Below are 13,842 nucleotides of genomic sequence, written 5' to 3'. Positions count from 1 at the left end.
GTCGGCAGAGCTAAACCAGCCGCGCTATTAACCCGGCTATGAGCGTCGGGACGACTGTCGACGACCTCGGAACCGAACTCGGCGAGCGCATCGCCGCAACCGACGAGTACGAGCGGTTCGAGGCGGCCAAACGGGCCGTCGAGAGTAACGAGGCGGCCCAGGAGCAGATCGAGGAGTTCGAACAGCTCCGCCAGGAGTTCAATCTCGCCCGTCAAACCGGCTCGGCCGACCAGAAAGCCGTCGACGAGGTCAAGCGCGCACAGCGGGAACTCCACTCACTGCCAGTGATGCAGGAGTATCTGGAGGCACAGGAGGTGCTCCAGGAACGGCTCGAAGCCATCAACCAGGCCATCTCGGAGCCGCTGGCCGTCGATTTCGGCGGCGAGGCCGGCGGCTGCTGTCAGCACTGAATCGACTGCGCGAACTCGACACCAGCCACCGATTCCTGCTGCCGAGAGTTCTTGTAGGGGAACGCGCCCAGTAGCGCCATGCTCGCAATCGCTGGCGGCAAGGGTGGGGTCGGCAAAACCACGACAGCGCTCGGACTCGCCGCCGCGCTGCCCGGCAAACCGCTCGTCGTCGACGCCGACCGGGATATGCCCGACCTCCACGCGCTCGCAGGGGTGAACCCAGAGCCGGGGCTCGACGCAGCAGTGCGAGATCAGTCAGGGCACGGCCAGCCCTGTCCCCAGCATGACTGTCGGGTGCTTCCCGCACCGCGTGGAGACGCCCCGCGAACCGACCGGCTGCTGAATCGTCTGGCGGCCAAGCACGGCGGCGATGATGGAACCGAGGAACCGATACTCGTCGACACCCCCGCAGGGGTAAGTGTCGACGCCGCCGCGCCGTTGCAGGCCGTCGATGCGGTGCTGCTCGTGAGCACTGCGTGCGCACCGGCGCTCCGGGACGCAGCGAAGACGGCGTCGATGGCACGAGCGGTCGGGACTCCCGTGATCGGCGTGCTGCTCACCCGAGCCGTCGTTCGTCCCCCGGGGGCTGGGGACCTGCTCGACTGTTCGGTTGTTGGCTGCATTCCCTCCGAACCAACGCAGCCCTTAGAGAGCCACCGCGTGCAGGAACGGTACTCCGCGATCGCCAACCGGCTTCGGGAGGCGGCTCCGGCCGAAATCGGTTGTGAGAACTGATAGCTGCACGGAACGCTTTTAGCATAGAAGTGTGTATGGGCGGACATGGTTGGACGGCTATCGACGGGGATTTCCGTCCTCGACCGAGAGATTCAGGGCGGTATTCCACCGGGCTCCATCGTGCTACTGGTGGCCGACCCCAAGAGCCAGTCCGAACTGTTCCTCTACGAACTCACCGCCGCCAGGCCGACGCTCTACCTCACGACAGTACGCTCGGACCAGGCCGTCGGGAACGCGATCGCGAAAACGCAAACACGGACCGGGAGTCCAACGGTCCGCGACGTCGGCGGCGACGCGCCACTGGACCGAGCCAACCGTCTCGTCGGCACGCTGCCGGAGGAGTCGACGCTCATCGTCGACGTCGTCGACACGCTGGAACAGTACGAGAAAAGCCGCTACCGGCGGTTCCTCAACGAGCTACAGACGGCGATGGTCAACACCGGCAGCATCGCCGTCCTTCACGGGATGAAAAGCGATAGCGAGCCCGAGAACCGCGACGTGACCGGGCACGTTTCCGACGTGGTGTTCGACCTGCGAACCAAGATCACCAACGCGGAGGTCGAGAACCGACTCGTCGTCCCCAAGTTCCGCGGCGGGAAAGCGCTGAAAGAGCCCATCAAGCTCCAGCTGGCCAACGAGGTCAGAATCGACACCTCTCGCGACATCGCCTGACCGACGGCCCGGTGCGCTGGCGGTTTCAGTCCCCGTTCTCTGCCGTTCTCCGAGCTCGGTTTCCGCAATCCACCGGGCTATCCTATCCTTGGTTGTCAATATCTACCAAAGACTTATCTCTACAGAATCGCATTTACAAGCTATGGTGCAGTCAGAAACACCGCGCGTCGTTCGCGACGAGCCGACCCGTGACCTTGGCCCGGATCTCTCGGCCGTGGGAACCGACCTCGTCATCTGTGACGGCGAGGCGATGACCTACCGAGAGTACCGCGAACGGCAGCGTGAGCAGTGATCGGGACGGCCCAACGGCGGGTCGTCGCCGACCTCAGAACGCGTTTCCTTCGAAGCTCGTCTCAGCGTGCAGCTCAGTTTTGAGCGCGTCGTGGACCTTACACAGGTCGAACGCTCGGTCGATAGTTTCCTGACCCTCCGCCTCGCTCACGTCAGCGCCGACAGCGATATGCATGTGGACGCTCGCGAGTTTGTCCTCGTCGTTGAGCTCGCCGGTGATCTCGATTTCGATATGGCCGAGTTCGCCAACGTCGCGCTGCTGGGCGCCGACGCGGAGCGCCGGGACGTAGCAGGCGCCGTAGGCCGAAAGCAGTGCCTCCAGCGTGTCGGGTGCGGACTCTCCACCGGGGTCGATATCCACGGAGAACTCCCGGACGTCGGTCGTCGATGCGTACCCTTCCTCTGAAACGGTGGTGACCTGTTTGCTCATTGCGTCCCGACGTTAGACTGCTCGGCGCCTAAAGCTTGCTACACCGACAGAACATCGGAGAGGGCTCCCGGTACCCGCTACTCCGAGAGCGTGTAGGACTGGTCGCCGCCGAGGACGACGACGTCGGCATCGCTGCCAGTCGCTCGGACCTCGCGACCGAAGTCGTCGACGTCGATTTCGATGGGTGGGAACGTGTCGTAATGCATCGGGAAGGCCACGTCCGCAGCCACCCAATCGACGGCGACGGCCGCCTGCGCCGGCCCCATCGTGAAGTGGTCACCAGCCGGAACGGCGACGGCGTCGGGTTCGAGGAACGGGCCGATGACGTCCTTCATCTCCGACATCAGAGCGGTGTCGCCGGCGTGGTAGAACGACGTGCTGTCGGTATCGCTCAGCTGCGTTGGTTTCGTGTCGCTGACCACGTAGCCGGCTGGCATCCCACCCGAGGCGCCGTAGCCGGTGTCGAGGCCGTTGGAGTGATCGGCCCGGACCATCGTCACGAACGTGTCGTCAAGTTCGACGGTCCCGCCGAGGTTCATCCCGGTCGACTGGTCGATACCGTACTCGTCGCCGAGATAGCCCGTCACCTCAGGCGTGCCGACGAAGTGGGCCCCCGAGAAGCTGTCGGCGTCCGCGATGTGGTCGGCGTGCCCGTGGGTGATGAGCACGTGGTCCGGGTCCAGTTCAGCGGGCGTAGTGTCGGTGAACGGGGTGTCGAAGAACGGGTCGATCAGCAGCGCTGTGCCGTCGACGGTGACCGACCACGTCGAGTGGCCGTGGTAGGTAAGTTCGAACGTCATGCAGTTGCGTGTAGGGTCCGCGCACCCTGAATGTTACTGCCGTGACTGGACGGTCGTCTCTGCCGTCACGGGACGATGAAACACGCTCACCGGGTGAGCGATTTCTGCATGATGACCACCGCCTCGTCGTCGCCAAACGCCTCACGCACCTCCTCGACTTCAGGGGCCTCAGTCACGCGGGTCGAACGCGGCACGCACGCCCTCGCCGACGACCCCCAGCGCGAGCGCAGTGACGGCAAGTATCACAACGGGTATCGTGGAGATCCAGGGGTACGATTGGAGCGAGGGGAGCCCGATTGCCGCCAGCCGACCGAGCGAGTACGCCTGCGGCGGTCCGAACCCGAGGAACGAGAGCGACGCCTCCGCGAGGACGAGCGTCCCCACGCGGTTCGTCGCCGAGGTCAGCGCCCCGCCGGCGACGTTCGGGATGATGTGCGCGCGGAGCACACCCAGCCGACTCGCGCCGGCCGCACGCGAGGCTGTGACGTAGCCCGACTCCGCGACCGTCCGCGTTTCACTCCTGACGAGGCGTGCAGTCCCGCCCCAGTTCAGCAGGCCGAAGACGAACACCAGCGTGAACAGCGACCCCTCCAACACCAGCCGAAGGACGACGTACACCAGAAACGCGGGCACCACCTGCTGTACGTCGATGTAGCGCATCAGCACCTCGTCGAGACGACCGCCGACGTAGCCCGCCACCGCACCCGCGGCAGTCCCAACGCCGGCGACGACCAGCCCCGAGATGAGTGCGAGCGCCGCGGTGACTCGAAGCCCGTGCACCGACCAGACGAGGACGTCGTAGCCGCCCCGGGCCGTGCCCAGCGGGAACCGCCAGGTGCCGAAACAGTGGCCATCGACGACCGCGCCGGTACAGCCGTTCACCAGAATCGTCGGGACGGACATCCAGACCGGCGGCTGGTTGCCGTGAGCGATGTGAACCCGCGGTTCAGAGAGAAGAAATGGCCCCAGGAGACCAACCAGAAACAGTACCGTGACCGTGAGCAGCGAGAGCAGGGTCCAGCGGTCCTCGGCGAGATCCGCAAATCCCTCGCGCGCGAGCGCCGGCCGCCGTGCGAGCGGGCCGAGCCCGTACACAACCACCACGAGCACGGCCGCGGCGAGCGGCCAGTCGAGCTGCCGGAACGCGACGAGAGACGAGTCGACCGTGTAGTCGTAGACGAACAGTGCCCCGAGCAGGAGGAACGCCGCCCCTGCCACGGCCGAGGCTGTGAGCGAGAGCCTTGGGCCTCCGGCGGCGTCGTCGAACTCGAGGTCGGTGAACCGCAGGTCGCTCATCCGACTACAACTGCTCGGGGCCGTGAAAAAAGCTGCTGGAGACCGTAGCGCTCGTTTGAGTAACAGCTTTCCGAGTGCCGTGGAAAGCGTTAGCAGATGACCGAATCGCGGCTGGAACAGAGTGGCCAGCTGCCAGCGGGGAGCGCCGCCCCGCTCTCGCATCCAGAGACGGCCGCCACCGATCCGCTGGAGCGGTGGCGATGAGCAGAACCCGCTATCTCCTGGGTCGGCTGGCGTTCATCGTCGTCGCCGCCTACGCCCTGCTCTCGGTGACGTTCTTTTTCGTCGCGTTCACCCCGGACCCGAACGAGGCGTTCGTCGCGTACGCGGCCGCCATGAGTGGCAGCGACACCGAGGCCGCCATCGCAGGCTACCGGGCCGCTCGGAACCGCGACGTGGCGCTGCTCACCCGGTATATCGGCTGGCTGGTTTCCTACACCACGCTCGACTGGGGGCAGGCCCGGGCCGCTGGGGAGGGCTCCGTCCTCGGACTGATCCGCTTCGTCAGCCCGAACACCCTCGCATACGTGCTTCCTGGACTGGCGTTCGCGGCGATAGCCGGGGTCGTGACGGGCGTCTGGAACGCGGTTCGACCTCGTTCGCTCGCGGCGCGACTGGCCGCGGGCGGGGCTATCGTGCTCGGCGCCGTCCCGAGCTACTGGCTGGGCTATCTGCTGGCGATGCAGTCGATTCAGCGCCTCGAACTGCTGCGGTTCTACAAGTACGAGCCGTCGACAACGTTCGCGGCGACGAACCTCCCGAACCTGTTTCTGGCGTCGGTGACGATTGCCGCCGCGTTGACCGTGGTACAGGTCCGGTACGTCCGTTCCGGCACCGCGGAGTTCGTCCGGACGGAAGCCGCCAAACTGGTCCGGATGAAGGGCGGCCGGGACCGGGACGTGGTGCGACACGCGCTCCGCCTGCTCGGCGCCTCCGTCTTTACGCTGTTCCTCACGGAGTCGCTGACTGTACTGTTTCTGGGCATCTACGTCGTCGAGACGGTGTTCAGGATCCCCGGGTTCGGTGAACTCAGCCTCCGGGCGATCGATGCACGAGACGTTCCGCTGATTCTGGGGACGACGTTCGTCCCGGTCGTTATCGGCCTCCTGGGTACGTTCGTCCAGGACCTCGTCGAGATGGCACTGGACCCCCGTGTCGGCGAGTAACGCAGTGGCCAACCCTTAACACGACCTATGGTTCACCAACACGTATGACCAAGTCGAACCGCCGAGCGTTCCTCGCCGCCTGTGGTCTCACGACGATAGCCGGCTGTGCGGCGCCATCGACGACGACAGAGACGGGTGCGACGACAGCGGCGGCGGAAGCGACGAGTACGCACACGGCGGCCGACGAGACGGAGAGCCAGACCGCAACGGCCACGCAGAAATCAATCGAGCTCGGGGATGATCCCGTCTGGCCCATGTTCGGCGGCGATGCGGCAAACACCGGGCGCCGCGGGGACGGCTCGGGGCCGGCAGGACCAGTCGAGCCGGCCTGGAAAACGGACGTCGGCGGCATCTACACGATGCCGGGCCCGGTGCTCGCGGACGGCAGAACGTTCGTCGGCAGCGGCGAGCGCGCCTACGCGATGGACGCGGTGACCGGCGACCCGCTCTGGGACGCCGCCATGGGCTCGCTGACCCACTACTTCTCGCCAGCGATAGCTGACGATCGCGTGCTCTTTGGCGCACAGTCGAACATCGCGAGCGGGGGCGACCCGGGCCGACTCAGCTCGTTCAGTTTCGACGGGAGGGAGCAGTGGCGCCGCGAACTCGCGATCAGCAGCTCACCCACGGCGGTCGAAGAGACAGTTTATGTTGGCGAGAGCGCCGAATCGGGCGCACAGCTCCGGGCGCTCGCGACCGACGAGGGTGGCGACCGCTGGACCGCAGCCCTCGACGCGAACACGCTTCGCGGTGCGCCGGCAGTCGCCGACGGCATCGTCTACGCGGCGGCGTCGCTACGTGGGGGTGACGCGGGCGTGGTCGTCGCCCGTGATACTGCCGACGGGAGTGCCGTCTGGAGCCATTCGGTCGGCGCCGGGGTCACCGCTGCACCGGCTATCCAGAACGGGACCGTCTACATCCAGGCCAACGACGGCCGACTGCTGACGCTCGATGCGGAATCGGGCGACCCCGGCTGGTCGGTTCGACTCGGCGAGAGCGGGGCGTCGGCGCCGGCACTCACGGAGAACAAACTGGTGGGGCTCGTCGAGAACACGCTGGTCGGAGTCGACCTGGAGGCGGGCGAGCGCGTGTGGGAGACGGATATCGGCTACGCGCTCATCAACGGCGTGACTATCACCCGGGGTCGCGCCTACGTCGGCGGCTCACGGTTGAGCGCCGTCGATGTCGCTTCAGGTGACCTCGTATGGGAAAAACCAATTCCAGGTCAGGGTGGTGCGTTCGGTGCACCAGTTATCGTCGGGAACACCGCGTTCGTCGGCGTCTGCATCAAAGAGGAGGCGGGTGACCCGTACGACGACTTTTTCTACGCATATTTCTGAGGAAGGGAATAGCCCGGATTCGGATAATTTAGCTCGAGAGAGCCTGAACCGCCGAAATCTTTGTAGGTCAAACGGCCATTTCACCCTGAGTAAGACTTATCCGTACCACTCAATAGTTATTCCCATGCCGAAAGGTGACAATGACGCGCCATTCCGGCGACGGAAAGTGTTACAGACTGCAGGTGCGCTCGGGGCTGCCGGTCTCGCAGGGTGTTCGACAAACACGGACGCGACAGATTCCCCAACCCCCGGGGGCGGTGGCGGTGGCGAAGACACTGATACCCCTGAAGACACGCCGACGCCAACCGAACCGCCGCAGAAGGTGGTCGGCGGGGATATGGTGTACGCGAGCACCTCGACTCCGAGCAGCATCAACCCCTACCGGGTCGACGACACGACGACCGGGGCGCGGGTCAACAAGATGCTCGACTACCCCGGCGGCGCGGACGGCACCGAGACGTTCGACCCCGGCTGGCTCAAGTCCTGGGAGCTCTCCGACGACAGTACCGTCGTCGAGTACGAGCTCTACGACGGCCTGGAGTTCGGCGGAGAGTACGGCCAGTTCACCGCCGAGGACGTCCTCTACAGCCTGAACGAGTTGATGCTCCTCACCGGCGACGAGGACTGGTACGCCTACACCGACACCGACTTCTACATGATCGGTCCGGACTCGGAGATGATCCAGTTCGAGCAGACCGGCGAGCTCACGTTCCGCGCGGACCTCCCCGTCTCGAAGGCCAACTGGCTCCACGAGGACCCACTCCTCGGCACGTGGTTCCTGCCGATGGAGTTCGTGAAACCCTACCGCGACGAGGAAGACGCGGAAGGGATGGACAAGGACTCCTACATCACCGAGGGAACCTACTCCGAAGGGAACCTCGGTCCCTACGAGTTCGACGGCTGGACGCGTAACTCCCAGATGGCGTTCGTCCGCAACGACGACTACTACCGCCGCGAGAAGATCGGCGAGGTCAACGGTGTGGACTACTCCAAGTCGCCCTACTGGGACACGCTGACCTACCAGCAGTTCGACGAGTCCTCGACGGCGCTCTCGGCGCTGCAGACCGGCGAGGTCGACCTGGCGGGCATCCCCGACCAGAAGGTGAGCAACTTCCGTGGCAACGAATCGACCCAGCTCTACGAGAGCCCGTTCGACAACGGCGTCTTCTGGCTCAACCTCAACCACCGGGTCAACGGCTGGGGTCCCATCCGGGAGAGCCGGGAGGTCCGCTACGCCCTCGGGAACGCGTTCGACCCCGACACCGTGATCGAGGAGGCGTACAATGGCCTCGCCGTCCCGCTGCGGACGTTCCACCCCAGCTGGGGTCCCTACTACCCACCGGAGGACAAGCTGACCAGCCTCCCGGGCGATCTCGAGGCGGCGAGGACACAGCTCCAGGAGGGAACTGGTAGCGAGTACGGCTACGAGGGTGACAAGTTCGTTGGACCAGACGGGCAGCTCGAACTCAACATCGTCCGAACCGTCGGGAACCCGTCGGTCGAAATCGCGACGAACTGGCTCAAGCAGCGCCTCGAACAGCTGGGCATCAACTCCACCATCGAGGCCAAGCAGTGGTCCACGCTGCTCCAGAACTACGCGATGAACAGCCCCGACAACGTCGAGGGCGTCGACGAACCCGACTGGTCTATCGGTGCGTTCAACGGCGGCCCGTGGGACCAGTCCGCCTCCGCGGAGGACTGGGACATCATGGTCGGCCTCGGCTTCTCCACCTCGCCGTACGCGCCGTGGAGTGCGATAAAGTCCACGCTCGACGAGAAGGGGACGTTCAACCTCTGGGGCTACCAGACCGACGAGTACGACATCGGCGCCTTCATCGGCGAGGCTTCGACCGCCGAGAGTCAGGAGGAAGTCCAGACCAAGATGACGGAGATCTTCTCGTTCATCAGTAAGGACATGCCGTTCATCTTCACCTCTTCGGGCTACAACGTCACGGGACTGGCCAACGACATCGTCGGTATCCCGGGGAAGAAGACCGACGACGGCCGGAAGTCCACCAGCTACTGGCAGGACGTCAACGAGGCGCAGCCTGAACGGCTCTACGCCCGGAACAAGGAGTAGTCGTCCAGCCCCCAGATCAGCTGCCGTTTGTTTACCCCTTTTCAATACACACATGGGAATGAAATGGTATATCGCCCGCAGGCTCGCGTGGACGGTGTTCGCCACGTGGCTGGCGCTCACCATCACGTTCGGGTTACTCGCACTGTCCCCGAACGCAGGTGAGCTGCAGGCGGCCCAACAGGCCGCGATGCAGGGCGGCGACGCCGAGGAAGCGACGCAGGACTACAAAGAACGGATGGGGCTCGACGCTCCGTTCCACGAGCGGTATCTCGACTGGCTCGTGGGAATCCTGACGCTCAACTGGGGGTGGTCGATATCGAGACAGCAGACGGTGTTGGCCGCTATCGGGAGCGCGTACCCCTACTCGTTACAGTACGCGGTCCCGTCGACGATCTTCACCACGATCGTCGGCTACGGGTTGGGGCTCTGGGGCGGGATGCACCGCAACCAGCCCTCCGACTACGCGGGCATGATCATCGCCTTCTTCGGTATCAGCATCCCGAACTTCTGGTTCGCGATCATGCTGATCCTGATCACCGGCGTCTGGTTCCAGGACGCCGCGGTACTCGGGATCGCCTTGGAACCGTTCAAGCTCCCGACGTTCTACGACAGCGCGGTCCCGAGGTCGGAAGGCTGGCTCTCGTGGGCCAACATCAAACAGCTCATCCTGCCGATAGCCGTGCTGTCCACGGCGTCACTGGCGGCGCAGATGCGCTACTCGCGGGCCCAGGTGCTCGAGTACGTCAACTCCGACTTCGTCAAGACCGCACGAGCCAAAGGCGCGAGCGACGTGTACGTGCTGTTCCGGCACATCCTGCGCGTCGCGCTGGTCCCGCTGACGAACATTCTCGTCGGCACCGTACTCGGGACGCTGTTCGCCGGCTCCATCATCATCGAGCAGGTGTTCCAGATACCCGGACTGGGACAGCTCATCTTTAAGGGAATCACGAACAACGATACCGCATTGGTGCTGGGACCGGTGCTCATCAGTACGTTCCTGGTCATCCTGGGGAACCTGCTCGAGGACCTGCTGTACACCGTCCTCGACCCGCGCGTCGACTACAGTGATCGATAATGTCCAGTGAAAACGAGTATGCGGACCTCACGTTCCGCGACATTGATTTCGACGAGGAGGAGCAGGGGTCGGGCGTCGAGGTGACCCTTGACAGTCTCGGGCAGTTCCTGACGCTCGGCATCCTCAGTATCGCTTACCTCTACGATTATCTCGTCGTCCCGGAGAACACCTCGATGTTCGTCCACATGGGCTCACCGGTGCTCACGGGGTGGGACGTCACCAGTGTGGACTGGATGTTCATGATCACGCTGGCGTTCCTGCTGTTCAACGCCATCGTCCCCCTCTACCAGAACCCGCGGCTGACGGGCTACTACTGGCGGCAGTTCCGGAAGAACCGGCTCGCAGTCTACTCGAGCTGGATCGTGCTGGGCATCAGTCTCATGGGGCTACTTGGCCCGATCCTGCTCGACCCGCCGACGCTGAGCCTCACGGATTCGTTCATGCCGCCGGTCGGCATCACCGCCCGCCCCGAGGGAACCCCCGTCACTGGGACGTGGGAGTACCCGCTGGGGACGAACCACCAGGGCCAGGGGATGCTCAAACTGCTCGTCTATGGCGCACGGGTGAGCCTCCAGATCGCGCTCATCTCGACGCTCGTGGCGACGGGCATCGGCGCCGTCGTCGGCGCCACCGGCGCGTTCGTCGGCGGCATCGTCGACGAGATCCTCTTCCGGTACGTCGACGTTCAGTCGGTGTTCCCGGTGTTCATCTTCCTGCTCTACCTCGTCTACCTGTTCGGGGCGGAGCTCTACTACATCATCCTGCTGTTCGGCCTCTTCAGCTGGGAGGGCACCGCTCGCCTCGTGCGGGCGGAGGCGCTCCAGCGCACGGAGGAGGCGTACGTCCAGGCTGCCGAGGCCGCTGGCGCGAGCCGGTCGTGGATCATCGGCCGCCACATCATCCCGAACGTCTCCAGTACCGTCGTCACCGTGGCGACGCTGATCCTGCCGACGTTCGTGCTCGGCGAGGCGGCGCTTGCGTTCCTCGGCTTCAGCGAGCCCGGTATCTTCTCGTGGGGGACCACCATCGCAGGCGGGCGCGGCTCGCTCGCCACGGCTCCCTGGATCACCACGATTCCGGGCTTCTTCCTGTTTTTCTTCGTCCTCTGTGTCAACTCTGTTGGGGACGCACTAACCGACGCAGTCGACCCGCGGGGTGAGACCGGCGAATGAGTGACCCACTACTCTCAGTCGACGACCTGAAGGTACAGTTCAACACCGACACCGGCGTCGTGAAAGCCGTCGATGGTATCAGCTTCGACGTCCACCGCGGGGAGACGGTCTGTATCGTCGGCGAGTCCGGCTCGGGGAAATCCGTCACCGCCGAGTCGATCACCCGGCTCATCCCCCAGCCGCCGGGGAAGATCGCCGGGGGCTCCATCGAGTTCGACGGGATGGAGCTGACCGATATGCCGACCAAGGAGCTACTCGACCTCCGGGGCGAACGCATCGCGCACGTGTTCCAGAACCCACAGGGAGCGCTCAACCCGGTCTACACGATCGGCCATCAGATCGCCGAGACGCTCCATCTCCACCGCGACGTGAGCAAGAAGGAGGGACGCAATCGGGCAATAGACCTGCTCGACCGGGTTGGTATCCCCGATGCCACCAAACGCGTCGACGAGTACCCCCACGAGTTCTCGGGCGGCATGAAACAGCGCGCCGTCATCGCCATGGCGCTCGCGGCCGACCCGGACCTGCTCATCGCGGACGAGCCGACGACGGCGCTGGACGTCTCGATCCAGGCCCAGATCCTGGACCTGCTGCGGGACCTCCAGGAGGAGTTCGACATGAGCGTCATCTTCGTCACCCACGACCTCGGCGTCGTCGCCGAGATCGCCGACCGCGTCGTCGTGATGTACGCGGGGAAAGTGATGGAGCGGGGCGACGTGTTCGATCTGTTCGAGGATCCGGGCCATCCCTACACGCGGGCGCTCCTCAACTGCCGACCAGGACAGGCTGGCGATCGAACCGTCATCGAGGGCTCGCTGCCGAGCGCGATGAACCCACCCGACGGCTGTCGGTTCAATCCACGCTGTTCCCACGCCGTCGAGGAGTGCCGGACCGGCGAGCAGCCACCGATGTACGAACGCCAGTCGGCCGACCAGGCGGTGTCGTGTGTCCACTACGGCGACGGGTTCGATCCCGCTGTCATCCACGAGGACGGAGAGACAGGCACCGTCGCGACCGACGGCGGGGTGGAGCAATGAGCGGCCCGGTGCTCGAAGTTGACAACCTGGAGAAACATTACCCCATCACCCAGGGCGTCCTCAGGCGCCAGATTGGGATGGTCCGGGCCGTCGACGGCATCAGCTTCCAGATCGAGCCGGGCGAGACGGTCGGACTGGTCGGGGAGTCCGGTTGTGGGAAATCCACGGCTGCAACCTCCATCCTGCAACTGGAGGAGCCGACCGGCGGCGACGTGCGGTTCAACGGCGAATCACTGCTCGACCAGACCGACGCCGAGCGGAAAGCGTTCCGCCGGAACGCCCAGATGGTGTTCCAGGACCCCGAGTCGACGTTCGACCCACGGATGTCGGTCGGCGAGTCCATCGCCGAACCGTTGCGAATACACGGGGTCTCGGACCGCGAAAAGCGCCGTGCCGTCGCGATGAACCTGCTCGACCGGGTTGGGATGGAGCGCTCGGACATCGACCGCTACCCCCACGAGTTCTCGGGCGGCCAGAAACAGCGCATCGCGCTGGCTCGCGCGCTCGTGGTCAACCCGGAGTTCATCGTCGCTGACGAACCCGTCAGCGCGCTCGACGTGAGCATCCAGGCGAAGGTGATCGAACTCATCAACGACATCAAATCCGAGTTCGGGCTCTCCCTGCTGTTCATCAGCCACGACATGGGGGTGATTCGCGAGGTCTGTGATCGGGTCGCGGTGATGTATCTTGGCGAAATCGTCGAGATGGCACCGACCGAACAGCTGTTCGAGGATCCACAGCACCCCTACACGCAGGCGCTCATCGCCGCCATCCCGAACTCCGACCCGCGAAAGCGCGGGACGGGCACCCAGCTCACCGGCGACGTACCGAGCCCGCAGGACCCGCCGGACGGCTGTCGGTTCCACACGCGCTGTCCCTCGGTCATCCAGCCCGAGGGGTACAACTTCGAGCAGTCGGCCTGGCGCAGCGTGATGGACTACCGTCTGCGGCTTCAGCGCGAGGGTGTGGACCCGGAGAGCGTCCGCGAGTTCGTCGCGAACGAGACGGATATCGAGGAGTCGGCGGTCTCCGAGGACGCGATTCGGGAGGCCATCAGAGAAGAGTTCGGCATCCCCGAGGAACTGTCAGACGCAGACGCCGAAGAGACGTTCGTCAAAAGCCTCGACTACGTCTTCGACGGCGAGCACGACCGTGCTGTGGCGCTGCTCCGAGAGGAGTTCGAGACGGTCTGTGAGACCGATGCGCCCGAAACCGTCGAGTTGGAGGGGAACCGCCGTGCGACCTGCCACCTCCACGCCGGTATCGGAGAAAGCGAGATTATCGACGCGGAAGTCGCCGACGCAACCGGCGACTGACCACCGTCACCGCAATCCGATG

General features: G+C 64.9%; 14 protein-coding genes. 11 read left to right on the top strand and 3 right to left on the bottom strand.

Features of this window, described 5'->3' with window-relative positions; genetic code table 11:
- Positions 1-38 precede the first annotated feature (38 nt).
- From V5A38_RS00925 to V5A38_RS00910, 4 genes are all read left to right on the top strand, one after another.
- Positions 39-410, top strand: coding sequence for a YlbF family regulator (locus V5A38_RS00925; protein WP_332323864.1), 372 nt, complete (start codon positions 39-41; stop codon positions 408-410).
- Between the two features lie 78 nt (positions 411-488).
- A complete protein-coding gene (locus V5A38_RS00920; RefSeq protein ID WP_332323863.1) occupies positions 489-1,145 on the top strand; it encodes a CDP-4-keto-6-deoxy-D-glucose-3-dehydrase in 657 nt (218 codons plus the stop codon).
- 45 nt (positions 1,146-1,190) lie between these two features.
- Complete coding sequence (locus V5A38_RS00915) at positions 1,191-1,817, top strand: transcriptional regulator (RefSeq protein ID WP_332323862.1); 627 nt, start codon at positions 1,191-1,193, stop codon at positions 1,815-1,817.
- A gap of 142 nt (positions 1,818-1,959) precedes the next feature.
- Positions 1,960-2,109 (top strand): hypothetical protein, encoded by a 150-nt coding sequence (locus V5A38_RS00910; RefSeq protein ID WP_332323861.1) that lies wholly within the window; start codon positions 1,960-1,962, stop codon positions 2,107-2,109.
- A gap of 33 nt (positions 2,110-2,142) precedes the next feature.
- Here the strand turns inward: V5A38_RS00910 and V5A38_RS00905 are convergent, their stop codons facing one another.
- The 3 genes from V5A38_RS00905 to V5A38_RS00895 all read right to left on the bottom strand — a co-directional run bounded on the left by V5A38_RS00905 (position 2,143) and on the right by V5A38_RS00895 (position 4,634).
- Complete coding sequence (locus V5A38_RS00905; protein ID WP_332323860.1) at positions 2,143-2,538, bottom strand: OsmC family protein; 396 nt, start codon at positions 2,536-2,538, stop codon at positions 2,143-2,145.
- Between the two features lie 77 nt (positions 2,539-2,615).
- Positions 2,616-3,338, bottom strand: coding sequence for a metal-dependent hydrolase (locus V5A38_RS00900; protein ID WP_332323859.1), 723 nt, complete (start codon positions 3,336-3,338; stop codon positions 2,616-2,618).
- A gap of 168 nt (positions 3,339-3,506) precedes the next feature.
- Positions 3,507-4,634, bottom strand: a complete 1,128-nt coding sequence (locus V5A38_RS00895; RefSeq protein ID WP_332323858.1) for an ABC transporter permease — start codon at positions 4,632-4,634, stop codon at positions 3,507-3,509.
- A 200-nt stretch (positions 4,635-4,834) separates the two neighbouring features.
- Here V5A38_RS00895 and V5A38_RS00890 point away from each other — a divergent pair, with 200 nt between their 5' ends.
- The 7 genes from V5A38_RS00890 to V5A38_RS00860 all read left to right on the top strand — a co-directional run bounded on the left by V5A38_RS00890 (position 4,835) and on the right by V5A38_RS00860 (position 13,820).
- The gene (locus tag V5A38_RS00890; protein WP_332323857.1) at positions 4,835-5,800 is read left to right on the top strand and encodes an ABC transporter permease; all 966 of its coding nucleotides are present in this window, start codon (positions 4,835-4,837) and stop codon (positions 5,798-5,800) included.
- A 44-nt stretch (positions 5,801-5,844) separates the two neighbouring features.
- Positions 5,845-7,140, top strand: a complete 1,296-nt coding sequence (locus V5A38_RS00885) for a PQQ-binding-like beta-propeller repeat protein (protein WP_332323856.1) — start codon at positions 5,845-5,847, stop codon at positions 7,138-7,140.
- Positions 7,141-7,264: 124 nt separating this feature from the next.
- Complete coding sequence (locus V5A38_RS00880; protein WP_332323855.1) at positions 7,265-9,220, top strand: ABC transporter substrate-binding protein; 1,956 nt, start codon at positions 7,265-7,267, stop codon at positions 9,218-9,220.
- A 58-nt stretch (positions 9,221-9,278) separates the two neighbouring features.
- Entirely contained in the window at positions 9,279-10,295 is a 1,017-nt protein-coding gene (locus V5A38_RS00875; RefSeq protein ID WP_332323854.1) for an ABC transporter permease, read from the top strand.
- A complete protein-coding gene (locus V5A38_RS00870) occupies positions 10,295-11,467 on the top strand; it encodes an ABC transporter permease (protein ID WP_332323853.1) in 1,173 nt (390 codons plus the stop codon). Before V5A38_RS00875 ends, V5A38_RS00870 begins: the two co-directional genes overlap by 1 nt.
- Positions 11,464-12,504 carry an ABC transporter ATP-binding protein gene (locus tag V5A38_RS00865; protein ID WP_332323852.1) on the top strand — a complete coding sequence of 347 codons (1,041 nt, stop codon included), beginning with the start codon at positions 11,464-11,466 and terminating at the stop codon, positions 12,502-12,504. Before V5A38_RS00870 ends, V5A38_RS00865 begins: the two co-directional genes overlap by 4 nt.
- Positions 12,501-13,820 (top strand): oligopeptide/dipeptide ABC transporter ATP-binding protein, encoded by a 1,320-nt coding sequence (locus V5A38_RS00860; RefSeq protein ID WP_332323851.1) that lies wholly within the window; start codon positions 12,501-12,503, stop codon positions 13,818-13,820. The genes V5A38_RS00865 and V5A38_RS00860 overlap by 4 nt, the downstream gene beginning before the upstream one ends.
- The last annotated feature ends 22 nt before the right edge of the window (positions 13,821-13,842 follow it).

Source organism: Halolamina sp. (assembly GCF_036626355.1).
Lineage (GTDB): Archaea > Halobacteriota > Halobacteria > Halobacteriales > Haloferacaceae > Halolamina.
The sequence above is the reverse complement of the archived record's forward strand: the minus strand, read 5'-3'. Positions and strand labels throughout refer to the sequence as shown.

Bases quoted from the DNA above. Each gene is read 5' to 3' on its own strand.
- V5A38_RS00925 (WP_332323864.1), top strand. From the start codon at position 39: ATGAGCGTCGGGACGACTGTCGACGACCTCGGAACCGAACTCGGCGAG.
- V5A38_RS00920 (WP_332323863.1), top strand. From the start codon at position 489: ATGCTCGCAATCGCTGGCGGCAAGGGTGGGGTCGGCAAAACCACGACA.
- V5A38_RS00915 (WP_332323862.1), top strand. From the start codon at position 1,191: ATGGTTGGACGGCTATCGACGGGGATTTCCGTCCTCGACCGAGAGATT.
- V5A38_RS00910 (WP_332323861.1), top strand. From the start codon at position 1,960: ATGGTGCAGTCAGAAACACCGCGCGTCGTTCGCGACGAGCCGACCCGT.
- V5A38_RS00905 (WP_332323860.1), bottom strand. From the start codon at position 2,538: ATGAGCAAACAGGTCACCACCGTTTCAGAGGAAGGGTACGCATCGACG.
- V5A38_RS00900 (WP_332323859.1), bottom strand. From the start codon at position 3,338: ATGACGTTCGAACTTACCTACCACGGCCACTCGACGTGGTCGGTCACC.
- V5A38_RS00895 (WP_332323858.1), bottom strand. From the start codon at position 4,634: ATGAGCGACCTGCGGTTCACCGACCTCGAGTTCGACGACGCCGCCGGA.
- V5A38_RS00890 (WP_332323857.1), top strand. From the start codon at position 4,835: ATGAGCAGAACCCGCTATCTCCTGGGTCGGCTGGCGTTCATCGTCGTC.
- V5A38_RS00885 (WP_332323856.1), top strand. From the start codon at position 5,845: ATGACCAAGTCGAACCGCCGAGCGTTCCTCGCCGCCTGTGGTCTCACG.
- V5A38_RS00880 (WP_332323855.1), top strand. From the start codon at position 7,265: ATGCCGAAAGGTGACAATGACGCGCCATTCCGGCGACGGAAAGTGTTA.
- V5A38_RS00875 (WP_332323854.1), top strand. From the start codon at position 9,279: ATGAAATGGTATATCGCCCGCAGGCTCGCGTGGACGGTGTTCGCCACG.
- V5A38_RS00870 (WP_332323853.1), top strand. From the start codon at position 10,295: ATGTCCAGTGAAAACGAGTATGCGGACCTCACGTTCCGCGACATTGAT.
- V5A38_RS00865 (WP_332323852.1), top strand. From the start codon at position 11,464: ATGAGTGACCCACTACTCTCAGTCGACGACCTGAAGGTACAGTTCAAC.
- V5A38_RS00860 (WP_332323851.1), top strand. From the start codon at position 12,501: ATGAGCGGCCCGGTGCTCGAAGTTGACAACCTGGAGAAACATTACCCC.